The organism is Kitasatospora sp. NPDC056184, from assembly GCF_042268405.1.
In the GTDB taxonomy this organism is placed as follows: Bacteria; Actinomycetota; Actinomycetes; order Streptomycetales; family Streptomycetaceae; genus Kitasatospora.
The window spans coordinates 23,729-48,136 of record NZ_JBHJUI010000001.1 but is presented as its reverse complement, the minus strand read 5'-3'; the positions used below and the strand labels follow the sequence as shown (position 1 = coordinate 48,136).

Genomic DNA, 24,408 nt, shown 5'->3' with positions numbered 1-24,408 from the left:
CCGCCGTGCGGTTGGTCTTTTTGTGGTGGGGCGTGCCGTTGTGGGGGGGGGGGGGGTGGGCGGGGGGGGCCCCCCCCCCCCGGGCGCGGCGCCCCGTCCGGTCACCGCGGCGGGTGGTAGCCGGTGGTCAGGGTGCGCCCCTTCCGGCGCCACCTCGGTTCCTTGTCGAGCGTCTTGAGGGTGATCCCGCGCAGCCGCCGGATCACCGTGCCGTACGTCCGGCTGGCCCTGGTCGAGACCGTCGAGCCGGGCGGCGGGTCCATGAACGGCATGAACTTGTCGGGGAAGCCGGGCATCGTGCAGGCGATGCAGATGCCGCCGACGTTCGGGCAGCCGCCGACGCCGTTGATCCAGCCGCGCTTGGGGACGTTGCACTTGACGACCGGGCCCCAGCAGCCGAGCCGCACCAGGCACTCCGGCGCGCCGTACTCGGTGGCGAACTGCCCCTGCTCGTAGTAGCCGCCGCGGTCGCAGCCCTCGTGCACGGTGGCGCCGAACAGCCAGGTGGGCCGCAGCTTGTCGTCCAGCGGGATCATCGGCGCGGAGCCGGCCAGCTGGTAGAGCAGGTAGGTCAGGGTCTCGGCGAAGTTGTCGGGCTGGATGGGGCAGCCGGGCACGCAGACGATCGGCAGGCCGGCCTTGGACGTCCACGTCCATCCGAGGTAGTCCGGTACGCCCATGGCGCCGGTCGGGTTGCCCTCCATGGCGTGGATGCCGCCGTACGTGGCGCAGGTGCCGATCGCGACGACCGCGGTGGCCTTGGGGGCGAGCCGGTCCAGCCACTCACTGGTGGTGATCGGCTGGCCGGTGGCCGGATCGTCGCCGAAGCCGCACCAGTAGCCCTCCTCCTTGATCTGCTCGTTGGGGATGGACCCCTCGACGACCAGGACGAACGGGTCGAGTTCACCGCGGTCCGCCTTGAAGAACCACTCGACGAAGGTGTCGGCGCCCTGCACCGGGCCGCACTCGAAGTCGATCAGCGGCCAGTGCACGGCGATCTTCGGCAGGCCCGGCAGGGCGCCGGTGACGATCTCCTCGATGCTCGGCTGCATGGCGGCGGTCAGGGCGACCGAGTCGCCGTCGCAGCTCAGGCCCGCGTTGATCCAGAGAATGTGCACCACGTCGGTGTCGGTGGCGCTCGTTGCTGCAGCACCCATGAGGATGCCTCCTCGGAACTGGGAGCCGGACGGAATGGCTCAGAACCGTCATAACAGCCCCCGGCCCGTCCCGCCGGTCCACGCAGCCGGACGGAGCGTCCGAACAGCCGCAAGCCGGGTGGGCCGTCCGGGTCACGCCGTCGCGGCGGGAGCGGGCAGCTTCCGCACGAAGGCCGAGCGCAGCGCGTGGTACGGCGCGGACGGGTCGAAGAACTGGCGGTGCATCACGGCCAGTTCCGCCGCGCGGTGGTCGGCGAGCGGCCTGGCGCGCTCGTCGGCCTCGCGGGCGGCCTTCTTGGCGGCGATCCGGCCGTGCACGGTGGGCGAGGCCGCGGTCAGCCGGGCCAGGTGGGCGGCCTGCGGGCCGAAGTCCTGCGGGGTGCAGGGCAGCACGCGGTCGACCAGCCCGATCCCCAGGGCGGAGGCGGCGCTCACCGGCACCGCGCGCTCGGTGAGCCGGCGGGCCTGCTCCGCGCCCACCCGGCGCGGCAGGGTGTAGGTCCAGTACTCCGAGCCGTGCAGGCCCATCCGCCGGTAGTGCGGGTTGAGCACGGCGCCCCGGCGGCACCAGACCTCGTCGGCGGCCAGGGCGAGCATCATCCCGCCGGCCGCCGCGTTGCCGCCGAGCGCGGCGACCACCAGGCGGTCGGTGGTGGTGAGGACCGCCTCGACCAGGTCGTCGATGGCGTTGATGTTCGCCCAGGACTCCGCCGCCGGGTCGGCGGCCGCCTCGATCACGTTCAGGTGGATGCCGTTGGAGAAGAAGTCGCGGCCGCCGCCGAGCACCAGCACCGCGGTCGGCCGGGTCAGCGCGAAGCGGTAGGCGTCGAGCAGGCGGCGGCAGTGGGCGGTGCTCATCGCGCCGCCGGGGAAGGAGAACCGCAGCAGGCCGACCGGCCCCCGCTCGGTGTAGCGGATGTCCGACCAGACCGGGTCGTCCTCGGCGGGCATCAGCGGCGCGGGGACCTCCGGCAGGCGGGGCAGCGCGTCGCCGAGGGCGGTGACGGCCGGCAGCTTGACGCCGGCGGGGCCGCCCGGGCGGCGCCGCCGGCGCAGCTCCGGGATCCACACCGCGCCGTCGGCGGTCGCCCGGCAGAGCGCCCCCGCCCGGGTGGCCAGCGGTTCGCCGGGGCGCCCCCGCAGCGTCCGCTCGGGGTGGCCGCCGTGCAGGTACCACTCCTCGCCGAGCAGCTCGTCCAGCACACCGGGCCGGGAGTCGGCGGCCCGGAGCCTGCGCACCACGGTGTCGGTGCCGTCGTGCTCCCAGTCGATCCGCCGCACCTCCTGGCGCAGGTAGGGCCGGGTGTGGTCGGGCGCCCGCCAGCCGGGGCCGCCCTGCGGGCGCGGGGTGTGGGTGCCGGAGGCGAACCGCCGCACGGCCCGCAGCACCGCCTCGACGGCCGCGTCGGAGACCTCGCCCCGGTACAGGTCGCTCTTGGCGGCGGGCGGCAGCGGGCAGGACGCCGAGGCCCAGACGGGGCCGGCGTCCATCACCTCGTCGGCCTGGAGCACCGTCACGCCCCAGGCCCCGGCCTCCTCGTGGATCGCCCAGTCGAGGGCCGAGGGGCCGCGGTCGCCGGGCGGGCCGGGGTGCACGATCAGACAGGTGACGGTGGACCAGACCTCGCGCGGCAGCGCCGTGGTGAGCATCGGCGCGATCACCAGGTCCGGCGCGAAGCGGCGCACCGCCGTCCGCAGCGCGCCGTCCTCGGCGGCCAGGTGGACCTCCACCGCGTGCCGCCGGTCCCGCAGTTCGGCCTCGACCCGCTGGGTGAGGCTGTTGTACGCGCTCGCGACGAGCAGGATCCGCATCTGCGCCTCCGGCGGTGTGGGCACCCGTGGACGCCGCGATCATCTCCCCCGCCCGCGCCGGGGGCGCCGCGCCGCTCCGCCGGGTCACCCGGGCGGCGGGCGGCTCAGCGGCCCGTGCCGGAGGCGGCGCCCTGCTCGCCGTCGTAGGCCGCGCGGGAGCGGGAGATGGCCTCGCGGTGGCGCTCCGCCCAGCCGGCGAGGCCCTTGAGGGAGGCGTACAGCTCGTCGGCCATCGCGGTGCCGCGGTACTCGACCTTGGGCGGCACGGTCGCGTGCACGGTGCGCTCCAGCAGGCCGTCGCGTTCGAGGTTGCGCAGTGTCAGGGTGAGCATGCGGCGGCTGATGCCGGGGATCGCCCGTTCGAGTTCGGTGAAGCGGACCGGGCCGTGGCTGACGTTGAGCAGGATGCCGATCGCCCACTTGCCGCTGATCCGGTGGAGCGCCTCCAGGACGGTGCACGCCTCGCGGTCGGCGGGCTGGGCGCCGTCCTCCCCGATCACATCGCTGTTCCCCAGGAACATGAAAGTGCCTCCTTACGGCGGACTTGATGGTCACACATGATGGTCGCTGTCACAAGAAGTGCCCTCAGGGAGTGCGGGCGTCACCGGACGCCCCTCCCGGGCCGTTCCCCCGGAGGACCTCCGATGACCACGCACGCCCCGCCGCCCCCGCCGCCCACCAGGTCACGCTGGCTGGCCCTGGGGGTCCTCTGCACCGGCAATCTGATGATCATCCTCGACGGTTCCATCGTCACCGTCGCCCTGCCCACCGTCCAGACCGACCTGGGGCTCAGCCAGTCCGGCCTGGCCTGGGTGGTGAACGCCTATCTGATCGCCTTCGCCGGCCTGCTGCTGCTCTCCGGCCGGCTGGGCGACCTGCTGGGCGGCAAGCGGGTCTTCGGCGCGGGCCTGGGCCTGTTCACCGCCGCCTCGCTGGCCTGCGGACTGGCCTCCTCGGCCACGGCGCTGGTGGTGTTCCGCTTCGTCCAGGGCATCGGCGGCGCGCTCGCCTCCGCCGTCGTCCTCGGCATGATCGTCACCCTGTTCCCCGACGCCGGCGAGCGCGCCCGGGCGCTGGCCGTCTACGCCTTCGTGTCCGCCGCCGGCTCCTCGCTGGGCCTCATCCTCGGCGGTGTGCTCACCGAAGCCCTCAGCTGGCCGTGGGTGTTCTACGTCAATGTGCCGATCGGACTGGCGGCGGTCGCGCTGACGCGGCGCGTCGTGCCCGGCGGCCGGGGGCCCGGGCTGCGTGAGGGGGCCGACCTGGCCGGCTCGGCGCTCGCCACCGGCGGCCTGATGCTGCTGGTCTACACGATCATCAAGGCCGAGGAGTACACCTGGGGCGACGGCCGCACGCTCGGCCTGCTGGCCGGTTCGCTGGCCCTGCTCGCCGGCTTCGTGGTCCGCCAGGCCTCCGCGGCCAGGCCGCTGCTGCCGCTGCATGTCTTCCGCTCGCGGTCGGTCTCCGGCGCCAACGGCGTCATGGTGCTGATGGTCGCCGGCCTGTTCGGCTTCCAGTTCTGCACCGCGCTGTACTTCCGGAACGTGCTGGGCTACGACGCGCTGCGGACCGGCCTCGCCTTCCTGCCCGCGCCGATCACCATCGCCGTCGTCTCGCTGGGCCTCGCCGTACGGCTGAACCGGCGCTTCGGGCCCCGCCGGGTGCTGGTCGCCGGCCTGCTGCTGGTGGCGGCGGCGCTGGGGATGCTGGCCCGGGTGCCGAGCGACGGCGCGTACCTCTCCGACCTCGTCCCGCCGCTCCTGCTGCTCGGACTCGGCTTCGGCGCGGCGATGCCCGCGCTGATCGGCCAGGCGATGGCGGTCGGTTCGCCGGGCGACGCCGGCACCGCCTCGGGCCTGGTGAACACCACCCAGCAGGTCGGCGCCTCGCTCGGCACCGCCGTGCTCGCCACGGTGGCCGCCTCCCGGACGGCGACGCTGCTCGGCGAGGGGCGCGGCCGGGCGGAGGCGCTGACCGGCGGGTTCCACCTCGCCTACGGACTCAGCGCCGCGTTCGTCCTGGTCGGCGTCCTGGTCGCCGCCGTCGTCCTGCGCGGCCCCGCCGCCGCGGGCGGTGCCGCGCAGGCCCGCGGATCGGAGCCCGCGGCCGTCGGGGGCGGTGCCTGAAGCGCCCGCGACCCGTACCCTGGACGCCGTGCCGCGCCGCCACCGCGAAGGAGGCCTGACATGCCGCCGATCTCCGGCCGCACCCGACTGTTCGCCGTCCTCGGCGACCCGGTCAGCCAGGTCAGGGCGCCCGCGCTGGTCAATCCGCTGTTCGCCGCGACCGGCGTGGACGCCGTGCTCGTCCCCGTGCACGCGCCGGCGGGACGGCTGGACGAGGTCGTGCGCGGACTGAAGGCCACCGCCAACCTCGACGGGCTGCTGGTGACCGTCCCGCACAAGCTGGCGATGTGCGCCCACGCCGACGAACTCAGCCCGACCGCCGCCCTGTTGGGCTCCACCAACGCGCTGCGCCGGGAGCCGGACGGCCGCTGGTACGGCGACAACTTCGACGGCACCGGGTTCGTCCGGGGCCTCGCCGCGCAGGGGCACGACCCGGCCGGGCGGCGGGTCGCGCTGGCCGGCGCCGGCGGCGCGGGGCTCGCCATCGCGGCGGCCCTGCTCGCCGCGGGCGTCGCCCGGCTCACCGTCAGCGACCCGGACCGGGGCCGGCTGGACGCGCTGCTGGCGCGGCTCGGCACCGACCGGCCCGGCCGCGTCGCCGCCGCCCCGGGGCCCCCGCCGGACAGCGGACTCGCCGTCAACGCGACCCCGCTCGGTCTGGACCCGGCCGACCCGCTGCCCTTCGACCCGGCCCTGCTCCCGCCGGACGCGCTGGTCGCCGACATCATCATGACGCCCGCCGAGACCCCGCTGCTGCGCACCGCCGCCGCCCTCGGCCGGCCCACCCACCCGGGCATCCACATGCTGACCGAGCAGATCCCGCTCTACCGGGAGTTCTTCCGCCTTCCCGGCTGACCCCGGGCCGCCGGAGCCGCCGGGCCGGGCCGGCGAGGGCGGACGCGCCACGACCCGGCCGCGCGGGTGCGGCCGGGTCGTGGCGCCGGCGTACCGCCCGGGGCGGGCGGGTGCGGTCAGAGGCCGCGGGCCAGCCGGTCGGTGAGCAGCCGGGTGAAGCGGGCCGGGTCGGGCAGGTCGCCGCCCTCGGCGAGCAGCGCGCCGCCGTGGACCAGCTCGGCGATCTCCGCCAGGGCCGGGTCGCCCGGGTTCGCCTCGTGCGCCGTGCGCAGCGCGGTGATCAGCGGGTGCGCGGGGTTGAGCTCCAGGACCCGCTTGACCGGCGGCACCTGCTGCCCCATCGCGCGGTACATCTTCTCCAGCGTCGGCGTCATGTCCTGGGCGTCGCCGACGACGCAGGCCGCCGAGGTGGTCAGCCGCGAGGAGAGCCGGACCTCCTTCACCTGCGCGGACAGCGCCTCGGTCAGCCACGGCAGCAGGGCCGCGAACTCCTGCTCGCGCCTGGCCTTCTCGGCCCCGGCCTCCTCGTCGCCGTCGGCCGGGCCGTCGAGGTCGACCTGGCCCTTGGCGATGGACTGCAGGCGGTGGCCGTCGAAGGCGGGCACCCGCTCGACCCAGACCTCGTCGACCGGGTCGGTGAGGATCAGCACCTCGTAGCCCTTGGCGGCGAAGGCCTCCATGTGCGGCGAGTTCTCCACCGTGGCCCGGTCCTCGCCGGTCAGGTAGTAGATCGCCTCCTGGCCCTCCTTCATCCGCCCGGCGTACTCGCGCAGGGTGGTGGTCCGCTCCGCGTCGTGGGTGGAGGCGGCGGACACCAGCTCCAGCAGGGCCTCGGTGCTGTCGGTGTCCTCGATCAGCCCCTCCTTCAGCACCCGGCCGAACTGATCCCAGAGCTTGGCGTAGCGCTCGGCGTCCTTGGCCTGGACGTCCTTCAGCGCGCCGAGGACCTTCTTCACCAGGCGCCGGCGCACGCCGCGGATCTGGCGGTCGTGCTGGAGGATCTCCCGGGAGATGTTCAGCGACAGGTCGTGCGCGTCCACCACGCCCTTGACGAAGCGCAGGTAGTCCGGCATCAGCGCTTCGCAGTCGTCCATGATGAACACCCGCTTGACGTACAGCTGCACGCCGCGCTTGGCGTCGCGGGAGAACAGGTCGAACGGCGCCTGCGCGGGGATGAACAGCAGCGCCTCGTACTCGAAGGTGCCCTCGGCGCGCATGTGGATCGTCTCGGCCGGGGCGAGCCAGTCGTGGCTGATCTGCTGGTAGAACTCGGTGTACTCGGCCTCGGTGACCTCGCTGCGCGGCCGGGCCCACAGCGCCTTCATCGAGTTGAGGGTGTCGACCTGCCGGGTGGTGGCGCCCTCGGCGTCGGTCTTCTCGCTCGCCATCCGGATCGGCCAGCGGATGAAGTCCGAGTACTGCTTGACGATCTGGCGGATCTTCCACTCCGCCAGGTAGTCGGCCACCCCGTCCTCGCCGTCGACCGGCTTGAGGTGCAGGGTGACGGAGGTGCCCACCGGCAGGCCGTCGACGGCCTGGATCGCGTAGGTGCCCTCGCCGTCGGACTCCCACTGCGTGCCGGCCTCGGTGCCGGCCCGGCGGGTCCGCAGGACGACCCGGTCGGCGACCATGAACGCCGAGTAGAAGCCGACGCCGAACTGCCCGATCAGGCTCTGCGCCGCGGCGGCGTCCTCGGTCTCCTTGATCTTCTCCAGCAGGCCGGCCGTGCCGGACTTCGCGATGGTGCCGATCAGCTCCACGATGTCGTCGCGGCTCATGCCGATCCCGTTGTCGCGGACCGTCAGCGTCCGGGCGTCCGGGTCCGCCTCCAGCGCGATGTGGAGGTCGGAGGTGTCGGCGTCGAGGCCGGAGTCGATCAGCGATTCCAGCCGCAGCTTGTCCAGGGCGTCGGAGGCGTTGGAGATCAACTCGCGCAGGAAGATGTCCTTGTTCGAGTAGATCGAGTGAATCACCAGCCGGAGCAACTGACGCGTCTCGGCCTGGAACTCCAGCGTCTCGACAGTGCTACCCACTCGGGGGGCTCCTCTCTCGGGCGGTACATGACCGACGGGCGGGGCGGGAGCCGGGCGGCCCCCACCGCATCGGCATGATAGGCGGCCCGGCACCCTCCGTGGGCGTTACAGCTTGACACCAGGTGTAACAATGTCACGCACGACGGAGCACAGAGCACGGAGCACCCATGCACCCCTTCCTCGACCACCCGGGGCCTCTCGCCTTCGCCCACCGGGGCGGCGACCTCGGCCGTCCGGAGAACTCGCTCGCCGCCTTCGAGGCCGCCGTCGCCCTCGGGTACCGCTACCTGGAGACGGACGTGCACGCCACCGCCGACGGCGTCCTGGTGGCCTTCCACGACCACCGGCTCGACCGGGTCACCGACCGCGCCGGAGCGGTGGCCGAGCTGCCCTGGCAGACCGTCCGGCAGGCCCGGATCGGCGGCACCGAGCCGGTCCCGCTGCTGGAGGACCTGCTCGGCGCCTTCCCCGACGCCCGGTTCAACATCGACGTCAAGGCGGCGCCGGCGGTCGGTCCGCTGGTCGAGGCGGTGCGCCGGACCGGTGCCTGGGACCGGGTCTGCGTCGGCGGCTTCTCCGACAGCCGGCTCGCCGCCGTCCGCGCCGCCGCCGGGCCCCGGCTGGCCACCTCGCTCGGGCCCCGCGAGGTCGCCCGGCTGCGGCTGCGCTCACTGGCCGGGCCGCTGCTGCGGGGCGGCGGAGCGCCGTGGGCCGGCCTCTGCGCCCAGGTACCCGAGCGGCACCGGGGCGTGCCGGTGGTCGACCGGGCCTTCGTCCGCGCCGCGCACCGCCTCGGCCTGCAGGTTCACGTCTGGACCGTGGACGACGCCGCACGCATCCGCGCTCTGCTCGACCTGGGGGTGGATGGCATCATGGCCGATCGCATCGACGTCCTGCGCGACGTCCTCCGCGAGCGCGGCTGCTGGACCCACGGCGGCAACGGCTCCAGCACGGGGATTGGAACAGCATGAGCACCACGACCGACCACCCGGGGCATCCGGCGACCGCCACCGACGACGGGCGCGCGCTGCGCCGGATACAGGTCGGCTGGTACGTCAACGACTGGGCCTCAGCGGCCTTCTCCTCCACCGTCCTGACGGTGTTCCTCGGGCCGTACCTGACCTCGATCGCCAAGGAGGCCGCCGACGCGCAGGGCGACGTCCACCCCCTGGGGCTGTCGATCCGCGCGGGTTCGTTCTACCCCTACACGGTCTCCTTCTCGGTGCTGCTCTCGGTCGGGGCGATGCTGCTGGCCGGGACCGTCGCGGACCGCACCGGGCGGCACAAGGAGCTGATGTGCGGCTTCGCCTACCTCGGCGCGATCGCGACGATGGGCATGTTCTTCCTCGGCGGTGACCGCTACCTGCTCGGCGGCGCCCTGCTGGTCGTCGCCAACCTCGCGTACGCGGTCTCGGTCGCGCTCTCCTACGCCTACCTGCCGGGCCTGGCCTCGCCCGACGAGCGCGACGCGGTGTCCTCCAAGGGCTGGGCGTACGGGTACGCGGGCGGCGGGCTGCTGCTGATCGCCAATCTGGTGCTGTTCCAGGGGCACGACGCGTTCGGGCTCTCCGAGGGCACCGCGGTGCGGATCTGCCTGGCCTCGGCGGGCCTGTGGTGGGCGCTGTTCACCATCGTGCCGATGCTCCGGCTGCCCTCCCGCGCCGGGGCGCTCCCCGGGCAGGCCGTCGTCAAGGACGAGCCCGCCGCCGGCAGTCTGCGGGAGCTGGGCCGGACCCTGCGCGGCATGCGCCGCCACCCGCTCACCCTGCTCTACCTGGCCGCCTTCCTCTGCTACAACGACGGCATCCAGACCGTCGTCTCGCAGGCCGCCCTCTACGGCAGCGAGGAGCTGGGCCTGGATCAGACCGCCCTCGTCACCGCCGTGCTGCTGGTGCAGGTCGTGGCGATCGGCGGCGCGCTGCTGCTGGGCCGGATCGCCCGGCGGTACGGCGCCAAGCGGACCATCCTGGGCTCGCTGGTCGGCTGGGTGGCCACCCTCGCGCTCGGGTACGTCATGCCGGCCCACCAGCCCGTCTGGTTCTACGTCCTGGCCTGCATGATCGGCCTGGTGCTCGGCGGCAGCCAGGCGCTGTCGCGGTCGCTGTTCTCCCACCTGATCCCGGCCGGCAAGGAGGCCGAGTACTTCAGCGTGTACAAGGTCAGCGACCGCGGCACCAGTTGGATGGGGCCGCTGGTCTTCGGCCTCGCGTACCAGGTCACCGGCAGCTACCGCTCGGCGATCATCTCGCTGCTGGTGTTCTTCGTCATCGGCTTCGCCGTGCTGCTGAAGGTCCCCGTGCGGCGGGCGATCGAGGCCGTCGGCAACCCGGTGCCCGAGCGCCTCTGACCGCTCAGGCGCCGGTGGGCGGCTTCCAGCCGAGCAGCGGGGCGAGGACGGTGGCGATGTCGGTGAGGATCTGCACGTAGTCCTCGTGGCCGAAGGTGAACGGCAGCGCGAAGACCACCTCGTCCACCTCGCGGAACCCGGCGTGGGCGTACAGCTGCTCGGCGATCTCGGCGGAGCTGCCGACGAGGTCCCGGGCGAACATCACCCGCGCCGGGCCCTGCGGGGCGGCGGTGCGGGGCGTGCGGCTCCGGACGTACTCCTGGTAGCGCGCCCGCTGGTCGGCGGTGGCGCTGTCGGTGGGGATCACCACCAGCCCCTGCGAGACCCGGGCCCGCGCGCCCAGCGGGTGGTGGGCGCGGAAGGCGGCGATCTGCGAGCGCTGGATCTCGGCGAAGTCCTCGGACTCCTCCGCCCGCACCACGTTGCTGGTGAGCAGGCCGAGCCCCTGCTCACCGGCCCAGCGGGCGGAGCGCAGGCTCCCGCCGCCGTACCAGACGCGGTCCGCCAGGCCGGGCGAGACCGGCTGGACCTTGTCCGAGTACACCTCGATGCCCTCGACCCCGCTGAAGTCGGTGGCCGGCTCGCCGCGCAGGAAGCCCAGCAGCCGGCGCACCCGCTCGTAGCCGAAGTCCTCCGACTCGGCGGTGTCCGGGTAGAGCGCGCCGGCCACCCGCTCCCAGTGGCTCGGGCGCCCGACGCTCACCCCCGGGTTGAGCCGGCCGCCGGAGAGCAGGTCGACGGTCGCGAGGTCCTCGGCCAGCCGCAGCGGGTTCTCCCAGCCGACCGGAACGACCGCGGTGCCCAGCTGGATGCGGCTGGTGCGCTGGGTGGCCGCCGCGAGCACGGCGACCGGGGAGGAGATGCCGTACTGCAGGTGGCGGTGGCGCACGAAGGCGCTGTCGAAGCCCAGCCGCTCGCCGAGCTCGATGATCCGCAGCGTGGACTCGTGGCCCTGGGCCGGGTCGGCCGGGTCGAACAGCCCGATGGTCAGGAATCCCAGTTTCCGCAGGGGCTGATCGTGGGTCGGCACCGGTGTCCTCTTTCCTCGGTTCTGCCCGCCCGGCGGACGATCGGCCGGGCGTGCCGTCCACCGTCACACACCGGCCGGGGCCGCTCAAGGTCCGCCGGAGGATCGCCACGGGGCGCAACACGTGCGTCACGTTCCCGCAGCGGTCCCGCCGGCGGCACCCGGGGCGGGTCAGCCCCGGGCGAGCAGCTCCAGGGTGTCGATGACCCGGTTGGAGAAGCCCCACTCGTTGTCGTACCAGGCGACCACCTTGACGTGCTTGCCCTCGACCCGGGTCAGGGCGGCGTCGAAGATCGAGGAGGCGGGCTCGCCGGTGATGTCGCTGGAGACCAGCGGCTCGTCGGCGTAGTCGAGGACGCCCTTCAGCCGGCCGTCGGCGGCGGCGCGGTAGGCGGCGAGCACCTCGTCGCGGGTGACCTCGCGCTCGACCGTGGTGTTCAGCTCGACGATCGAGCCGACCGGGACCGGCACCCGGATCGAGTCGCCGGAGAGCTTGCCGTCGAGGCCCGGCAGGACCAGGCCGATGGCCTTGGCGGCACCGGTGGTGGTCGGCACGATGTTGACGCCGGCGGCGCGGGCGCGGCGCGGGTCGCGGTGCGGGCCGTCCTGGAGGTTCTGCTCCTGGGTGTAGGCGTGCACGGTGGTCATGAAGCCGTGCTCGATGCCGGCCAGGTCGTCCAGCACGGAGGCGAGCGGGGCGAGCGCGTTGGTGGTGCAGGAGGCGTTCGAGACGATCACGTGCTCGGCCGGGTCGTAGGCGTCGGTGTTCACGCCGTAGGCCAGGGTGACGTCCGCGCCGTCGGACGGGGCGCTGACCAGGACGCGCTTCGCGCCGGCCTTCAGGTGGGCGCGGGCGGCCTCCGCCGAGGTGAACCGGCCGGTGGCCTCCAGTACGAGGTCGACCTCCAGCTCGGCCCACGGCAGGGCGGCGGGGTCGCGCTCGGCGAGCACCTTGATCCGGCGGCCGTCGACGACCAGCTCGTTCCCCTCGACCGCGACCGGGCGGCGGAAGCGGCCGAGCGAGCTGTCGAAGCGCAGCAGGTGGGCGAGCGCGTCCACGGAGGTGAGGTCGTTGATCGCGACCACCTCCAGCTCGCTGCCGCGCTCCACCAGGGCGCGCAGGCTGTTGCGGCCGATGCGGCCGAAGCCGTTGATGGCGATGCGGGTCATGAGGGCTCCCTGGGTCGTGCCGGGCGCTTCCGGGCCTGCCGGGCGTTCCGTTCGTTTGATGACGGTTCAATCATCGGACGATCGGAGCGGGCCGGACAGGGGCCGGATCGACATGGTACGCAAGGATCCCGCCAGACTCCCCGCCAATGACCGCAAGGATCCCGCCACCCCGTCTGCGGGCCCCCTCAGGGACCGGCGGGTCCGGCCCGCGGGGGTCCGGTCGGCGGCTGCACCCGGGGCGCAGCCGCCGTCGGCCTCACGCCTGCGGAACGCCGCCGAGCCCCTCCGCGCGGGAGGCGGCCACCAGGGCCGCCCAGGACTCGATCAGCACCGCCCAGCGCCTGGCGTCCTCCTGCGCCTCGTCCAGGAGCTGCTCGCGCCGCTCGGCCACCACGTCCGCGAGCTCGGCGTACTTGCCGCCCAGCTTGCGGTAGGAGCGGTCCAGGACGTCCAGGCAGTGCTCGTTCCCGGCCCGGTCCCAGTCGACGCTGCCCCGCACCAGTTCGAGGATCGGCTCGACCTTCAGCCCGTGCCGCTCGTCCAGCAGCCCGCGGCCGAGGTCGATCATCCCGCCGTAGACCGGGTACAGGTACAGCATCGAGAGCAGGAGCTTGACGAACCCCATCTGGTAGGGGACGAAGCCGGCGCCGGTGCGGCGCTCGGGCGTGTAGTAGTTCACGATGTGGCGGTTGTGGACGACGCCGGGCAGCCGGGCGTGGACGAGGGAGTGCAGCAGGGCGTAGTCGCAGCCGAGGGTCCGGACCGAGGGCAGCAGCGGCAGCACCTCGTACCCCCGGTGGTCCAGGGCGACGTTGCACATGAAGACGTCCCAGATGTCGGGCACGCCGAGGACGGAGTGGTCGGCGGTGAACGGCTCGGTGCCGGTGCCCTTGAAGGAGACCTCCACCATCGCGTCCCGGTCCTCGTCCGGCCACACCGGCGGGGTCCACAGGCGCACGACCTCGCGGTAGACCTCCGGGTCCAGCTCGCGGATCTCGCCGATGTCCACGTTGAGTTCGCCCATGAAGGAGCCGCTGACCAGCATCACCGGCTTGTCCGCGTCGGCCGGGTCGAGCTCGGAGCGGGTCACGCTGCCCACCACCTCGCCGGCCGGGCGGCCGATCGCGAGCAGCTCGTGGTGGATCGGGAAGACCTTCTGCCCGTCGAGGACCTGGAAGTCGGCGTCGTCGTTGCGCAGGTGCGCCGAGGTGCAGCCCAGGGCGGCCGCGCCCAGGAAGATCCGGTTGACGCAGGAGCCGTACGCGACGGCCTGCGGGACCATCATGTCGAGCAGCACTTCGGGGTCGGCGGCGCCGGAGCGCTCGGTCACCCGGCGGAAGAACTCCCGCTGCCGCGCCTCGCCCAGGTGGTGGACGAACACGCCCGGGGTGGGGGCCAGCGAGGCGACGGCGTCCGCGTTCTTCGCGAATCCGTCGGCGTCGGTGGCGTCGGTGGTGTCGAGGACGAGGAGGTGCACCTCGACCCCGAAGTGCGCGACGGCGTAGGCCGCCTCCTCGGCGAGGTCCACGATGGTGTCGGGACAGCTACGCATGGTGGGCAGCGCGAGGCAGACTCTTTGCATGGTGCGGGCTTCTCCGTCTGATCGTCAGATCCGGTGCGGTGGCGTCCAGTTGAGCTCACGTCTGGTGGACTAGACCACTTGTGGTGCCAACGATAGTCAGCGCGGCCCCGGAGGGGGTGGAATGCGCCCCCCTTCTGCACGATCGGGCACGCCCGCCCGGGCGCCCGGGCCGAACGGCACGGGCCCTCCGCGCGCCCGGGCCTCGCACGCTCAGGCCTCCGAGCGGGCCGCGAAGGTGTGGCGGTACTCGGTGGGCGAGGTGCCGAGGACGCGGTGGAAGTGCAGCCGCAGGTTCGCCCCCGTGCCGAGCCCGACCCGGTCGGCGATCTGCTCCACGCCCAGGTCGGTGCGCTCCAGCAGCTCGCGCGCCAGGTCCACCCGGGCCCGCAGCACCCACTGCATGGGCGTGTAGCCGGTGTCCTCCACGAACCGCCGCGAGAAGGTGCGGGCGGAGACCCGGGCGTGCCGGGCGAGCCCCTCCAGGGTCAGCTGCTCGGCGAGGTGCTCCAGGGCCCATGCGCGGGTGTCGGCGAAGAGGTCGCCCAGCGGCTCGGGCACGCTGCGCGGCACGTACTGGGCCTGGCCGCCGCTGCGGTAGGGCGCGGCCACCAGCCGCCGCGCCACGTGGTTGGACAGGCCCACGCCGTGGTCGCGCCGGACCAGGTGCAGGCAGAGGTCGATGCCGGAGGCGGCGCCGGCCGAGGTGAGCACGGCGCCCTCGTCGACGAACAGCACGTTCTCGTCGACCCGGATCCGCGGATGGCGCTCCGCCAGGACCTTGGCGTAGTGCCAGTGGGTGGTCGCCCGCCTGCCGTCGAGCAGCCCGGTGGCGGCCAGGGCGAACGCGCCGGTGGAGATCGCGGCCAGCCGGGCGCCGCGCGCGTGCGCGGTCAGCAGCGCCTCGACGACGGCCGCCGGGGGTTCGGTGGTGGCCGGGTCGCGGTAGCCGGGCACGAAGACGGTGTCGGCGTGCTCGACCGCTTCGAGGCCCTCGGCGACGTGGTAGGAGAGGCCGTCGCCCCCGGCGACCAGCCCGGGCGCCGGGCCGCAGACCCGCACCGTGTAGGGCATGCTCGGCCGGCTGGAGAACACCTGGGCGGGGATGCCCACGTCCAGCGGCTTCGCCCCTTCCAGGATCAGCACGGCCACCTGGTGCTTCCTGCGGCCCATCGGACCTTCTCCACTCCCCCGCGGTGCCGTCGGGCGCCGCGGTACGCCCCGGCCGGTCCGACACCGGCCGCAAGCATCCTGCCACCGGGGAGCCCGCGGCCGGGCCGGGCGGCCGTCAGGGGCCGGCCGTGGCGGCGGCCGGGGCGCGGCGCGGGGCGAGGCCGGCGAGGGCCTCGCCCTTCACCAGCCAGGCCACCCCGAAGGCGAGCACGGAGACCGCCTCGCCCAGGTAGGTGACGGTCAGCGGCCAGTCCCGGGCCAGGTGGAGCACCCCGGCCAGCGCGACCGCCGCGATGCCCGCCACGATCACCCAGCCGCAGACCAGGTAGACCCAGTCCCGCGCCGGGCGGCGGCCGCCGGTGGCCGGCGAGTCCGCGAACAGCCGCAGGCAGAAGTACGCCAGCACGCCGAACAGCCCGGCGGCGCAGGCGAGATGGACCGCTCCGACGGCGGTCTGGGCGCCGCTGGGGTGCGCGGTGACGGCGTCCGGCGGCTCGGTGGGGAAGAGCGCCACCCCGATCGCCAGCACCCCGGCCACCGAACTGAGCCGATCCTCCCGGCGGTCGTGGCGGTAGCAGATGAGGAAGACGCCGATGGCGCACAGGCCGCCGACGAAGACGTTGCGCATGGGGCTGTAGTAGGAGGCGCTCATCGAGTCGAGCAGGGCGATCCGGGCGGAGGTGAGGCTGTTGCCGACGGGCAGCGCGATCGGCAGCAGGAAGCCGAGGACACCGACCCCGAGCCGCAGGCGGCGCACCGTGCGCACGTCCTGGGCCCGGGGATCGACGGGGGGTCGGGTCTCGGCGGGGGTTCGGGCGGACATGACGAGGCCTCCTTCGACGAGCTGAGGCTGTCGCACCGCGGCCCCGGGGGGGGGGCGGTCGCGGCAGGGTGATACCCGCGCCGCGCCGCCCGGGAACCCCGTCCCGCCCGATGTTCTGACTCTCCGTCACCGAATCGTGACCACGGGCACCGGGTCAGCCGACCGGCCGGAGCAGCTCCTCGACCGGCTGGGCCCGGCGCAGCGGCTCGAAGCGCACCGCGCCCCCGGCGTCCACCGTGAAGCCGTGCACGGCCGGCTCGGGCAGGCTGTTGTACTGGAAGTGGGTCGTCGCGTAGTACGCGCCGGTGTCGAGCAGCGCGACCAGGTCGCCCGGCTCCAGCGGCGGCAGCGGGCGGTTCCTGGCGAGCAGGTCGCCGGCGAAGCAGCAGGGCCCGGCGACGTCCTGCGGCACCGGCTCCTCGCCCTCCTTGGCGGCGCCCGAGGGGTGGTGCGCGGTGATCCGCAGCGGCCAGGCGTCCGGCATGAACACCGTCCGGGTGGCGACCTGGGCGCCGGCGTGGGTGACGGCGATCCGCCGGCCCCCGGAGGCCTTGGTGTACTCGACGTACGCGGCGGTGAAGCCGTTCTTGGCGAGCAGCGAGCGGCCGAACTCGGTGACCAGCCGGTAGCGGCCGTCGAACAGCTCCGGCGCGTGCGCGCGCAGCCGCCCGACGTAGTCGGCGTAGCCGGGGGTGGTGGTGTCGTCGGCGAAGTTGACGGGCAGTCCGCCGCCGAGGTCGATGCCCACCACCTGGCGGCGGCCCAGTTCGGCGTTGACCCGCTCGGCGAAGGCGACGGCCTGGGCGACACCCTCGGCCATCAGGTCCAGCGGGCAGCCCTGCGAGCCGACGTGCGCATGGATCCAGGTGAGCCAGGGGCGCGCGCGGAACGCCTCCACCAGCCGCTCGGCGTTCCCCTCGTCCGCCAGGGCGATGCCGAACTTGGAGGTCGCGGTGGCGGTGCTCATCGCGCCGATCGCCCCGGCGCCGACCTGCGGGTTGACCCGCACGCCGATCCGGGAGGCGGAGGCCCCGGCCCGCAGGAGGTCGTCGACCCGGTCGAGTTCCTGCCAGTTGTCGATGTTGACGGCGGCGCCGAGTTCCAGGGCCCGGACCAGCTCCCGGCGGGTCTTGGCGGGCGAGTCGAAGACGATCCGCGCGGGGTCGAAGCCGGCCGCGAGAGCCTGGGCGAACTCGCCGGGGCTGGCCACCTCGCAGCCCATGCCCAGCCCGCGCAGCCGGGCGAGCAGCGGGACCAGGCAGTTCGCCTTGGCCGCGAAGGCGTGCAGCACCTCGACCCCGGCCGGGAAGGCGGCGTGCAGGTCGGCGACGCTCGCGGCCACGCCGTCGAGGTCGACGAAGACGGCGAGCAGGGCGTCCTCCGGGTCGAGCAGCCGGTGGCGGACGGCCTCGCGCAGGACCAGTTCGCGGCGGGCGGCGGCGGATCGGGAAAGGGGCATGGTGTCGCGCTCCTCGGGCTCGTCGGGCGGGCGGACCGATCGGACGCCCGAGGCCGGGAACGGGGTGGCCCCGGGCGTGCCACCAGGCTGCCGGGCGCGCGGCGGCCGCGTCTCCGTCCCACGGCGCGGATGTCCGGGGGCGGCGCCGCGTCACCCGACCGGACGGCGGCGGCGGAGCGGCCTGATCGGTGCCCGGCGGCGAACCCGGGGCGGGATCACCGCCGTGCGCGACGATTCCCGGACGGCCGGGTCACTCCCGCTCGGCGGCGGTCAGGGCGAGCAGGCGCAGCTGCAGGTGGGCGAGCAGCCGGGCGTCGGGGTCGTCGAGGTCGACGCCGCAGAGCCGCTCGGCCTTCTGCTTGCGGTAGCGGAAGGTGCTGGCGGGCACGTTCAGGGCGGCGGCGGCCCGCGCACTGTCGCCGGCGTGCTCCAGGTAGGCGCGCAGCGTGTCGAGCAGCACCTCCTCCCCGGGCTTCGCCGCGTGCGCCACCAGTCGCGCCACCGAGCTGTCCGAGGTCGGCGCCGACTGCTCCCGCAGGGCGTCCAGGACGGTCAGCAGGGCGACGGTGTCGGCGAGTTCGCCGGCCCGGGCGGCCCGGGGCGGGTTCGGTGAGCGGCCCAGGCGCAGGGCGCGCAGCGCCTGCTCGGCCGTGCGGGCGGACTCCGCCGCGCGGTCCAGGGCGGCCCGGACCTCGCCCACGCCGATCCGCACCGGCCGACCGGACTCCTCCGACAGCTCCCCGGCCAGCGCGTCGGCCAGCCGGGACAGCCGGGCGGCGGCGTGCCGCGGGTCGCGCTCCAGACCGCCGAGCAGCACCCGGGCACCGTCGTCGACGGCCACCGCCACCACGGGGTGGCCGCGCCGGGCGCAGGCGGCGCGCGCCGAGCGGGCCAGCCGCCCGCCGGTGAGCGGGGTGCCCGCACCGGGGGTGGCCGAGCCGGGGGCGGCCGGGGCGGGGGCGATCGCCAGCACCGCGCACGGCTCGGCCGGCGGCAGTCCGGTGCGGGCAGCCAGCAGGTCCGCCGAGCCGCGCCCCGCCAGCAGGGCGCGCGCCGCCTCCAGCACCAACTCGTGCCGCCCGGAGCGGCGGGCCTGGTCGTGCAGCAGGTGCGGCGCCGCGATCCGGGCCGCCGCCCGCAGCGCCTCGGCGACGGTCGGCGGCAGCGGGCACCCCGTCGGCGCAACCCACAGCGAGCCGAGCACCTCCTCGCCGGCCCGCACCGCGACGGCCGCGCGCTCGGGGGCGGTGCCGTCGGCCCGGCGGTGCAGCGCGCCCGGACTGCGGCGCAGCAGCGCGAGGAAGCCGTCCTCGCGCATCGCCGCCCGGCGTTCGGCCGGCACCCGGCGGCCCAGGATGGTGGAGCGGCGGATGTCGTCGACGTCGCGGTTGTTGGAGGAGTAGGCGAGCACCCGGGAGTCCGGGCTCTCGATCGTCACCGCGCCGCCCACCAGCGCGGCGAGCGCCTCGGCCAGCGCGTCCAGGTCGCCGAGCGGCACATTGGCCGCCCCGGCCTCCTCGGCCACCGCCAGCCCGGCCCGCAGGGTGCCGATCAGCTGCGCCCAGTCGGCCCAGGTCCGGCGGAACAGCACCGCGGCGCCGGCCTCTCCCGCGGCCTCCCGCAGCGCCCGGTTCGGCGGCCCGGCGCCCTCCTCGCGGAACACCACCGCCGCCGCCCGGTCCCGCCCCGCCGCCCGGACCAGCGCCACGGCCCGCTCCGAGCGCGGGTCGACCCCGACGGCCACCACCAGGGCGCCCGGATCGGCCCCGGGCTCGGCCCGGTCGAACACGTCCAGCCCCGTCACCGGCACGTCCAGTCCCACCGGGGCGACGCCGACCTCCACGACCGCCTCGGCGAGTGCCACCACCCCGCGCAAGGTCCGCTCCACGCCCCGCTCCTCCCCGCGTCCGGCGCCCAGTATGGCCCCCGGCCCGCCGGCCCGTCACGGCGTCCGCGGGCGGTCCCGGTACCCGGCGGCGGAGCCCCGTACCCCCAGCGTTTCGGCCAACTTGTCGGCCCTGTGCATGACAGTCAGGTGGTCCGTGCATGAACTGCCCGTACACCGATCAAGGGCGAGGACATGAGAATCCCCACAGACCCCCACCGTTCCGTCTCCGCACCGGTCGCCGAGGACGCCCATGGAGAAACCATGCCACCGCGGTTCGCCTACGCGCTCGTCGCGGCGGTCACCGTCGGGCTCACCGTCATCGGAGCCGTCAACCTCGCGACACGCACCCACGACCGGGCGGGGCTGACAGCCGCCCTGCTGATCGTGCTCTGCTGTTTCGCCATCCAGCTGTACAACTGCCATCCCAGGGCGCGGCGCGCGCCGCGCCGGAACACCGCCTGGCTGCTCGGCTTCCAGGCCGTGCTGACCTTCCTGACCCTGCCCCTCACCGGGGTCCTCTCCGGCAACCTGAGCGGCTTCCTCGGTGGCGCGATCCTGATCGCGCTGCGCGGCGCACCGCTCGCCTGGGCGCTGTACGCGCTCGTGAACGTGACGGTGCTGGCGCTCTCCCCGCACCAGCACCAGGGGCTCGCGCCGCTGTACCTGGAGCTCTCCTCGCTGGCCGTCGGCGTGCTCACCTACGGCCTGAGCGCCCTGTGCGACCTGGTGCACCGCCAGCACGAGGCCCGGCGGCGGGCGACCCAGATCGCCGTCTCCAGCGAACGGCTCCGGTTCACCCGGGACCTGCACGACCTGCTGGGCTACAGCCTCTCGGCCATCACGCTGAAGATCGAGGTGATCCAGCGCCTGGTCGGCACCGACGACGGCCGGGCCCACGCCGAACTGCGGGACACCCTCGCCCTCGCCCGCCAGGCGCTGGCCGACGTCCGGGCGGTGGCCACCGGGCCGCAGGCGATGTCGCTGGAACGCGAACTCCAGGTGGTGCGCGGGACGCTGGAGACCGCCGGGCTCCACGTCGAGATCGAGGGGCACCCGCCGCAGACGCTCGACGAGCAGGTGGGCACCAGCCTGTCCATCGTGCTGCGCGAGGCGGTCACCAACCTGCTGCGCCACAGCAAGGCCACCCGGTGCACCGTCATCTTCGGCGAGCGGGCCGGCCGGGTCCACCTGTGGGTGGCCAACAACGGCGCCCGGACACCGCCCCCGGACGCCCCGGAGCGGCGCGGCATCGGGCTGCGCAACCTGGCCGCGCGGCTCGCGCTGAGCGGAGGCACCGTCACCGCGACGGTCCGCGGCGAGTGGTACTGGCTGCACGTCGAGTGTCCGATGCGCCCCGGGTCGGACCAGGGGCCGCGCAGTCCCGCCGAGAACCCCTGCAGGGCGGCCGCCTGAGCCGGGCCCGGGCGGCTCCCCCCGCCCGGGCCCGGACCGCGCGCCGCCCGCCGGCCCGCTCCGACACGGTTCGAGCCGCAATCTAGGCACACCTCGAAGACTCGGTGGTCGAAGAGACCCACCGGGGACATCGGAGGCGCCGCAGTGGAAGCGCAGCACCGGCTGACGCCGCAGATCAAGCAGTACGAGGAGTTCGCGACCGGCGAGGTGCGCTGGCTGCCGTACGTGATGTTCTTCAACCGGCCCGGCTACCGCTCCCCGGTGGTGAACACCGACGCCGGAGGGTTCCGGATCTCGCACGGCACCGCCGGGCCGGTCTCGCTGCTCGGGACGGTGCCCGAGGAGCCCGTGGGGGTCGTGCTGGGCGCCTCCCCCGCGTTCGGCTTCGGGGCGAGCGGGGACGCCTGGACGATCCCCTCGCTGCTCGCCCGCGGCCCGGAGGCCCGGCCCTGGCTCAACCTGGCGGCGCCGGCCTTCAACTCCACCCAGGAGGCCGCGCTCTTCCAGCTGCACCGGCACCGGCTGCCCGCGGTGCGCGACGTGGTGGTCTTCTCGGGGCTCAACAACCTCGTGGTGGCCGGGCTGCCGCAGGCCGACGGCGACTACCCGCAGTTCTTCTTCTCCGGCGAGTTCTTCGGCCAGCTCGGCGCGCCCGACCTCGGGCAGCGGATGGGCCAGCCGGGCTGGGCCCGGGGCCGGCTCGGCCGGGTCGCCAAGCGGCTGGGCCGGCCGGAGGAGGGCCCGGACACCGCGGGCCGCGCCGCTCCCGACCCCGCGGAGCGCGTCGAGACCGCCGTCCGGCACGCCGCCCGCGACCTGCGCACCCTCGCCGACCTGGTGGCCCCGCTCGGGGCGCGGCTGCACTACGTGCTGCAGCCCACCGCCGCCTGGACCCGCAAGTCCTTCACCGCCGAGGAGCGCGCCCTCATCGAGGAGGCCGGCGCCGAGCGCGCGGGCATGTGGAACCTCTTCGCCCCCGTCCTCGACCCGGCCGTGCACGAGGTCTACGCCGAGCGGCTGGAGGCCGTCTGCAAGGAGCTGGGCGTCGCGTTCCTGGACGCCAACGCGGCCGTCGCGGCCTCGCCCGCCGCCGAGGAGTGGCTCTTCGTCGACCAGGCCCACCTCACCGACCGCGGCCACCAGGTGACCGCGGAGCTGCTGCGCGCCGCGCTCGACCTCTGAGCCCGGGCCGCGCCCCGCACCACCGTCCCGTCCGCCGACACCGCACCAGCAGGGAGCCGAACCGTGTTCCGGAAGATCGTCGCGCTGTTCCGCCGGCGCCGCCGCAAGCGCCGCAACGACAACTCCATCTACCCGATGTTCTGACCCGACCGACGCCGAGAACGGAGGGGCGCGGTACGCCATGACCAACGCAGCCGCCCAGCCCGAGCCCGACCACCGCATCCTGTACCTGCGCGCGCTCGACCCCGAGGGGGACCTGCCGCTGCGGCCCGCGGACCTGGAACCGGTCCGGGCGGCCCTGGCCGCCGCCGGCCGCACCGGGGACGCCGTCCCCGGTCGGGCGGCGGACCCCGAGGAGCTGACCGCGGCCACCCGCGCCTGGGCGGCCGCGGCGCGCGAGCCCTTCGCCCGGGCCCTGGCCGGGCCCGACAACGGCCCGGCCGTCCGGTGCGTGCTGCTGAACTGCGCACCGCTGGCCCTGTCCGCCGGCGCCTGGCTCCAGTGGCTCTCCGGCTCCGGCAACGCCGAGACCCCGCTCGCCCTGCGGGTGCTCACCCTGTACGCCGCCGACGTCGGCGTCGGCTACGCCGAGGCGGACCGCGGCTCCGACTACAGCCGTCTGCTGCACCGCCACCGCGTCGAGGAACCGCTCGCCCGGATCCGGCTGGCCGCCAACGAGCGGGTCGAGAGCTTCAGCTTCCGGCTGCCCGCGATGCTGCTCGCGCTCAGCCGGCTGCCCGGCGCGTTCCTGCCCGAACTGCTCGGCGCCGACCTCTGCCTGCGCTCGGTCGGCCTGCTGCCCCCGCTGGCCGCGCTCGGGCCGGAGGTGCTGGACCGGGACGAGGCCCTGGCCCTGGACCTCGGCTCCGCACGCGGCGAGCCGGCGGCCACCGCGCTGGAGCTGTCCACCGCCGCCGCCCGCCAGTACCTGGCGGAGAACGGCCCGGCCGGCGCGGAGCGGCTGCGCCGCGGCTTCCACTGGGCGCTCGGCGAACTGCGCCGCTGGTGCGAGGCGCTGGCCGAGGAGACCGGGCTCTCCCGGCACCCCGACTACGAGGTGTGGCGGCTGATCTGCACCCGGGCCCGCCAGGCCGCCGTCTACCACGCCCGGTACAAGCTGGCGGGCCGCCCGCTCGGCGCCTGGTTCGCGGACCCCGGCGCCGGGCCCGGCCCGTTCCTCGACGCCCTGGCGGCCAGCCCGCTGGTCCGCCCGGGCCGCCCCGACGCCAGCCCGCTGCTGCGCGGCCTGATCGGCCCCAAGGGCCCGATGTTCCGGATCTTCACCCCGGCCGAGATCGCCGTCCTGCGCCGCTGGATCGCCGCGCTGCCCGCCGACGGCGCCGTCGCGGCCGACGGCGGCGAGCGGACGCCGGACGACCGTCGGGCGCTCCACCGGGCCCAGCGCTCGTGGTACCTGCACCAGGAGCGCCCGGTCCCGCTCCCCGCCGCGCCCGACGCGGCCCCGCTCCCCCGGATCGGCGTCCGGGCCGCCTACCGCGCGCTGCTCTCCCGCACCGACACCCCGGGGCTGCGCCGCTACGCGTACGACTACGCCCGGCGCTGGCTGGCCCGTTCGCGCTACGGCCTGGACCGCGCCCCGCAGCAGCTGCCCGCCGTCTGGCAGGGCGCCAACGGCCTGCGGGAGTGGCTGGACCAGGCGCACGACCGGCACGGCAGCGAGTTCGCCGAGCGGAACGTGCCGCTGCCCGACCGGGCCGACCTCGTCGACTCCACGCTGCAGCTGGCCCCGCTGATCATGATCGACGGCGGCTGGCTGCAGGGGTTCACCGACTACCGGCTGGCCTCGTCGCCCTGCGGCCAGTTCCTCTTCCGCACTTACTGGGACGAACTCGGCAACGGCGAGTGGGAGTTGAACCACCCGAAGATCTACCGGGACCTGATCGCCACGATGGGCTTCGACCTTCCGCCCACCGGGTCCGCCGCGTTCGCCGAGTGGCCCGGCTTCCGCGAGGAGTCCTTCGCGCTGCCGGTCTACTGGCTGAGCATCTCCCGGTTCCCGCAGCGCTTCCAGCCCGAGATCCTCGGCCTCAACCTCGCCATGGAGCTCTCCGGCGTGGGCGGCAGCTACCGCAGCGCCCGGGCGGGCCTGAAGCACCACGGCTTCAGCACCCAGTTCGTCGACCTGCACAACACCATCGACAACGTCGCCACCGGCCACTCCGCCTGGGCGGCGGACGCGATCGACAGCTACCTGGCCGACCTGCCCGGGATGGTCGGCCCCCAGCAGGAGGCCGCCGTCTGGGAGCGCGTCCGGGCCGGCTACCGGTCCCTGAACCCGCCCGAGGGCACCGTGGCCGACCTGTACGCCGCACTGAACGTCACGTTGAAGAACCCGAATTGAGG

General features: G+C 74.8%; 18 protein-coding genes. 7 read left to right on the top strand and 11 right to left on the bottom strand.

What is annotated here, in order from left to right; translation table 11 throughout:
• Positions 1–101: 101 nt before the first annotated feature.
• The 3 genes from ACFC0B_RS00200 to ACFC0B_RS00190 form a co-directional block, all read right to left on the bottom strand.
• Entirely contained in the window at positions 102–1,157 is a 1,056-nt protein-coding gene (locus ACFC0B_RS00200; protein WP_376079964.1) for a hydrogenase expression protein HypE, read from the bottom strand.
• Between the two features lie 132 nt (positions 1,158–1,289).
• Positions 1,290–2,969, bottom strand: coding sequence for an enoyl-CoA hydratase-related protein (locus ACFC0B_RS00195; protein WP_376082292.1), 1,680 nt, complete (start codon positions 2,967–2,969; stop codon positions 1,290–1,292).
• 104 nt (positions 2,970–3,073) lie between these two features.
• Positions 3,074–3,490 carry a winged helix-turn-helix transcriptional regulator gene (locus tag ACFC0B_RS00190; RefSeq protein ID WP_376079963.1) on the bottom strand — a complete coding sequence of 139 codons (417 nt, stop codon included), beginning with the start codon at positions 3,488–3,490 and terminating at the stop codon, positions 3,074–3,076.
• Positions 3,491–3,613: 123 nt separating this feature from the next.
• On the opposite strand from ACFC0B_RS00190, the gene ACFC0B_RS00185 reads away from it, so the two are divergent.
• Together ACFC0B_RS00185 and ACFC0B_RS00180 are read left to right on the top strand one after the other, a co-directional pair.
• A complete protein-coding gene (locus ACFC0B_RS00185; RefSeq protein WP_376079961.1) occupies positions 3,614–5,095 on the top strand; it encodes a DHA2 family efflux MFS transporter permease subunit in 1,482 nt (493 codons plus the stop codon).
• Between the two features lie 60 nt (positions 5,096–5,155).
• A complete protein-coding gene (locus tag ACFC0B_RS00180; protein ID WP_376079958.1) occupies positions 5,156–5,950 on the top strand; it encodes a shikimate dehydrogenase family protein in 795 nt (264 codons plus the stop codon).
• A 116-nt stretch (positions 5,951–6,066) separates the two neighbouring features.
• Here ACFC0B_RS00180 and htpG read toward each other — a convergent pair whose 3' ends face one another.
• A complete protein-coding gene (gene htpG / locus ACFC0B_RS00175) occupies positions 6,067–7,983 on the bottom strand; it encodes a molecular chaperone HtpG (protein ID WP_376079956.1) in 1,917 nt (638 codons plus the stop codon).
• 167 nt (positions 7,984–8,150) lie between these two features.
• On the opposite strand from htpG, the gene ACFC0B_RS00170 reads away from it, so the two are divergent.
• Positions 8,151–8,954, top strand: a complete 804-nt coding sequence (locus ACFC0B_RS00170) for a glycerophosphodiester phosphodiesterase (RefSeq protein ID WP_376079954.1) — start codon at positions 8,151–8,153, stop codon at positions 8,952–8,954.
• The gene (locus tag ACFC0B_RS00165) at positions 8,951–10,330 is read left to right on the top strand and encodes an MFS transporter (protein ID WP_376079951.1); all 1,380 of its coding nucleotides are present in this window, start codon (positions 8,951–8,953) and stop codon (positions 10,328–10,330) included. The genes ACFC0B_RS00170 and ACFC0B_RS00165 overlap by 4 nt, the downstream gene beginning before the upstream one ends.
• 4 nt (positions 10,331–10,334) lie before the next feature.
• Here ACFC0B_RS00165 and ACFC0B_RS00160 read toward each other — a convergent pair whose 3' ends face one another.
• The 7 genes from ACFC0B_RS00160 to ACFC0B_RS00130 form a co-directional block, all read right to left on the bottom strand.
• Complete coding sequence (locus tag ACFC0B_RS00160; RefSeq protein ID WP_376079948.1) at positions 10,335–11,360, bottom strand: LLM class flavin-dependent oxidoreductase; 1,026 nt, start codon at positions 11,358–11,360, stop codon at positions 10,335–10,337.
• 168 nt (positions 11,361–11,528) lie between these two features.
• Entirely contained in the window at positions 11,529–12,527 is a 999-nt protein-coding gene (gene gap, locus ACFC0B_RS00155) for a type I glyceraldehyde-3-phosphate dehydrogenase (RefSeq protein WP_376079945.1), read from the bottom strand.
• A 256-nt stretch (positions 12,528–12,783) separates the two neighbouring features.
• Positions 12,784–14,109, bottom strand: coding sequence for a DUF6271 family protein (locus tag ACFC0B_RS00150; RefSeq protein ID WP_376079942.1), 1,326 nt, complete (start codon positions 14,107–14,109; stop codon positions 12,784–12,786).
• Positions 14,110–14,319: 210 nt separating this feature from the next.
• Positions 14,320–15,279: a GlxA family transcriptional regulator gene (locus ACFC0B_RS00145; RefSeq protein ID WP_376079941.1), complete on the bottom strand. Its 960-nt coding sequence runs from the start codon at positions 15,277–15,279 to the stop codon at positions 14,320–14,322.
• 115 nt (positions 15,280–15,394) lie between these two features.
• Positions 15,395–16,102 (bottom strand): DUF998 domain-containing protein, encoded by a 708-nt coding sequence (locus tag ACFC0B_RS00140; protein ID WP_376079938.1) that lies wholly within the window; start codon positions 16,100–16,102, stop codon positions 15,395–15,397.
• 154 nt (positions 16,103–16,256) lie between these two features.
• Entirely contained in the window at positions 16,257–17,561 is a 1,305-nt protein-coding gene (locus tag ACFC0B_RS00135) for a diaminopimelate decarboxylase (RefSeq protein WP_376079935.1), read from the bottom strand.
• A gap of 250 nt (positions 17,562–17,811) precedes the next feature.
• On the bottom strand, positions 17,812–19,449 hold the full coding sequence (locus ACFC0B_RS00130; protein ID WP_376079932.1) for a PucR family transcriptional regulator: 1,638 nt from the start codon (positions 19,447–19,449) through the stop codon (positions 17,812–17,814).
• 261 nt (positions 19,450–19,710) lie between these two features.
• On the opposite strand from ACFC0B_RS00130, the gene ACFC0B_RS00125 reads away from it, so the two are divergent.
• From ACFC0B_RS00125 to ACFC0B_RS00115, 3 genes are all read left to right on the top strand, one after another.
• Positions 19,711–20,862, top strand: a complete 1,152-nt coding sequence (locus ACFC0B_RS00125; RefSeq protein ID WP_376079930.1) for a sensor histidine kinase — start codon at positions 19,711–19,713, stop codon at positions 20,860–20,862.
• Between the two features lie 144 nt (positions 20,863–21,006).
• Entirely contained in the window at positions 21,007–22,044 is a 1,038-nt protein-coding gene (locus ACFC0B_RS00120; RefSeq protein ID WP_376079929.1) for an IopA, read from the top strand.
• A 181-nt stretch (positions 22,045–22,225) separates the two neighbouring features.
• On the top strand, positions 22,226–24,406 hold the full coding sequence (locus ACFC0B_RS00115; protein ID WP_376079927.1) for an iron-containing redox enzyme family protein: 2,181 nt from the start codon (positions 22,226–22,228) through the stop codon (positions 24,404–24,406).
• Positions 24,407–24,408: the final 2 nt, after the last annotated feature.

Bases quoted from the DNA above. Each gene is read 5' to 3' on its own strand.
- ACFC0B_RS00200 (WP_376079964.1), bottom strand. From the start codon at position 1,157: ATGGGTGCTGCAGCAACGAGCGCCACCGACACCGACGTGGTGCACATT.
- ACFC0B_RS00195 (WP_376082292.1), bottom strand. From the start codon at position 2,969: ATGCGGATCCTGCTCGTCGCGAGCGCGTACAACAGCCTCACCCAGCGG.
- ACFC0B_RS00190 (WP_376079963.1), bottom strand. From the start codon at position 3,490: ATGTTCCTGGGGAACAGCGATGTGATCGGGGAGGACGGCGCCCAGCCC.
- ACFC0B_RS00185 (WP_376079961.1), top strand. From the start codon at position 3,614: ATGACCACGCACGCCCCGCCGCCCCCGCCGCCCACCAGGTCACGCTGG.
- ACFC0B_RS00180 (WP_376079958.1), top strand. From the start codon at position 5,156: ATGCCGCCGATCTCCGGCCGCACCCGACTGTTCGCCGTCCTCGGCGAC.
- ACFC0B_RS00170 (WP_376079954.1), top strand. From the start codon at position 8,151: ATGCACCCCTTCCTCGACCACCCGGGGCCTCTCGCCTTCGCCCACCGG.
- ACFC0B_RS00165 (WP_376079951.1), top strand. From the start codon at position 8,951: ATGAGCACCACGACCGACCACCCGGGGCATCCGGCGACCGCCACCGAC.
- gap (WP_376079945.1), bottom strand. From the start codon at position 12,527: ATGACCCGCATCGCCATCAACGGCTTCGGCCGCATCGGCCGCAACAGC.
- ACFC0B_RS00150 (WP_376079942.1), bottom strand. From the start codon at position 14,109: ATGCAAAGAGTCTGCCTCGCGCTGCCCACCATGCGTAGCTGTCCCGAC.
- ACFC0B_RS00145 (WP_376079941.1), bottom strand. From the start codon at position 15,279: ATGGGCCGCAGGAAGCACCAGGTGGCCGTGCTGATCCTGGAAGGGGCG.
- ACFC0B_RS00140 (WP_376079938.1), bottom strand. From the start codon at position 16,102: ATGTCCGCCCGAACCCCCGCCGAGACCCGACCCCCCGTCGATCCCCGG.
- ACFC0B_RS00135 (WP_376079935.1), bottom strand. From the start codon at position 17,561: ATGCCCCTTTCCCGATCCGCCGCCGCCCGCCGCGAACTGGTCCTGCGC.
- ACFC0B_RS00125 (WP_376079930.1), top strand. From the start codon at position 19,711: ATGCCACCGCGGTTCGCCTACGCGCTCGTCGCGGCGGTCACCGTCGGG.
- ACFC0B_RS00115 (WP_376079927.1), top strand. From the start codon at position 22,226: ATGACCAACGCAGCCGCCCAGCCCGAGCCCGACCACCGCATCCTGTAC.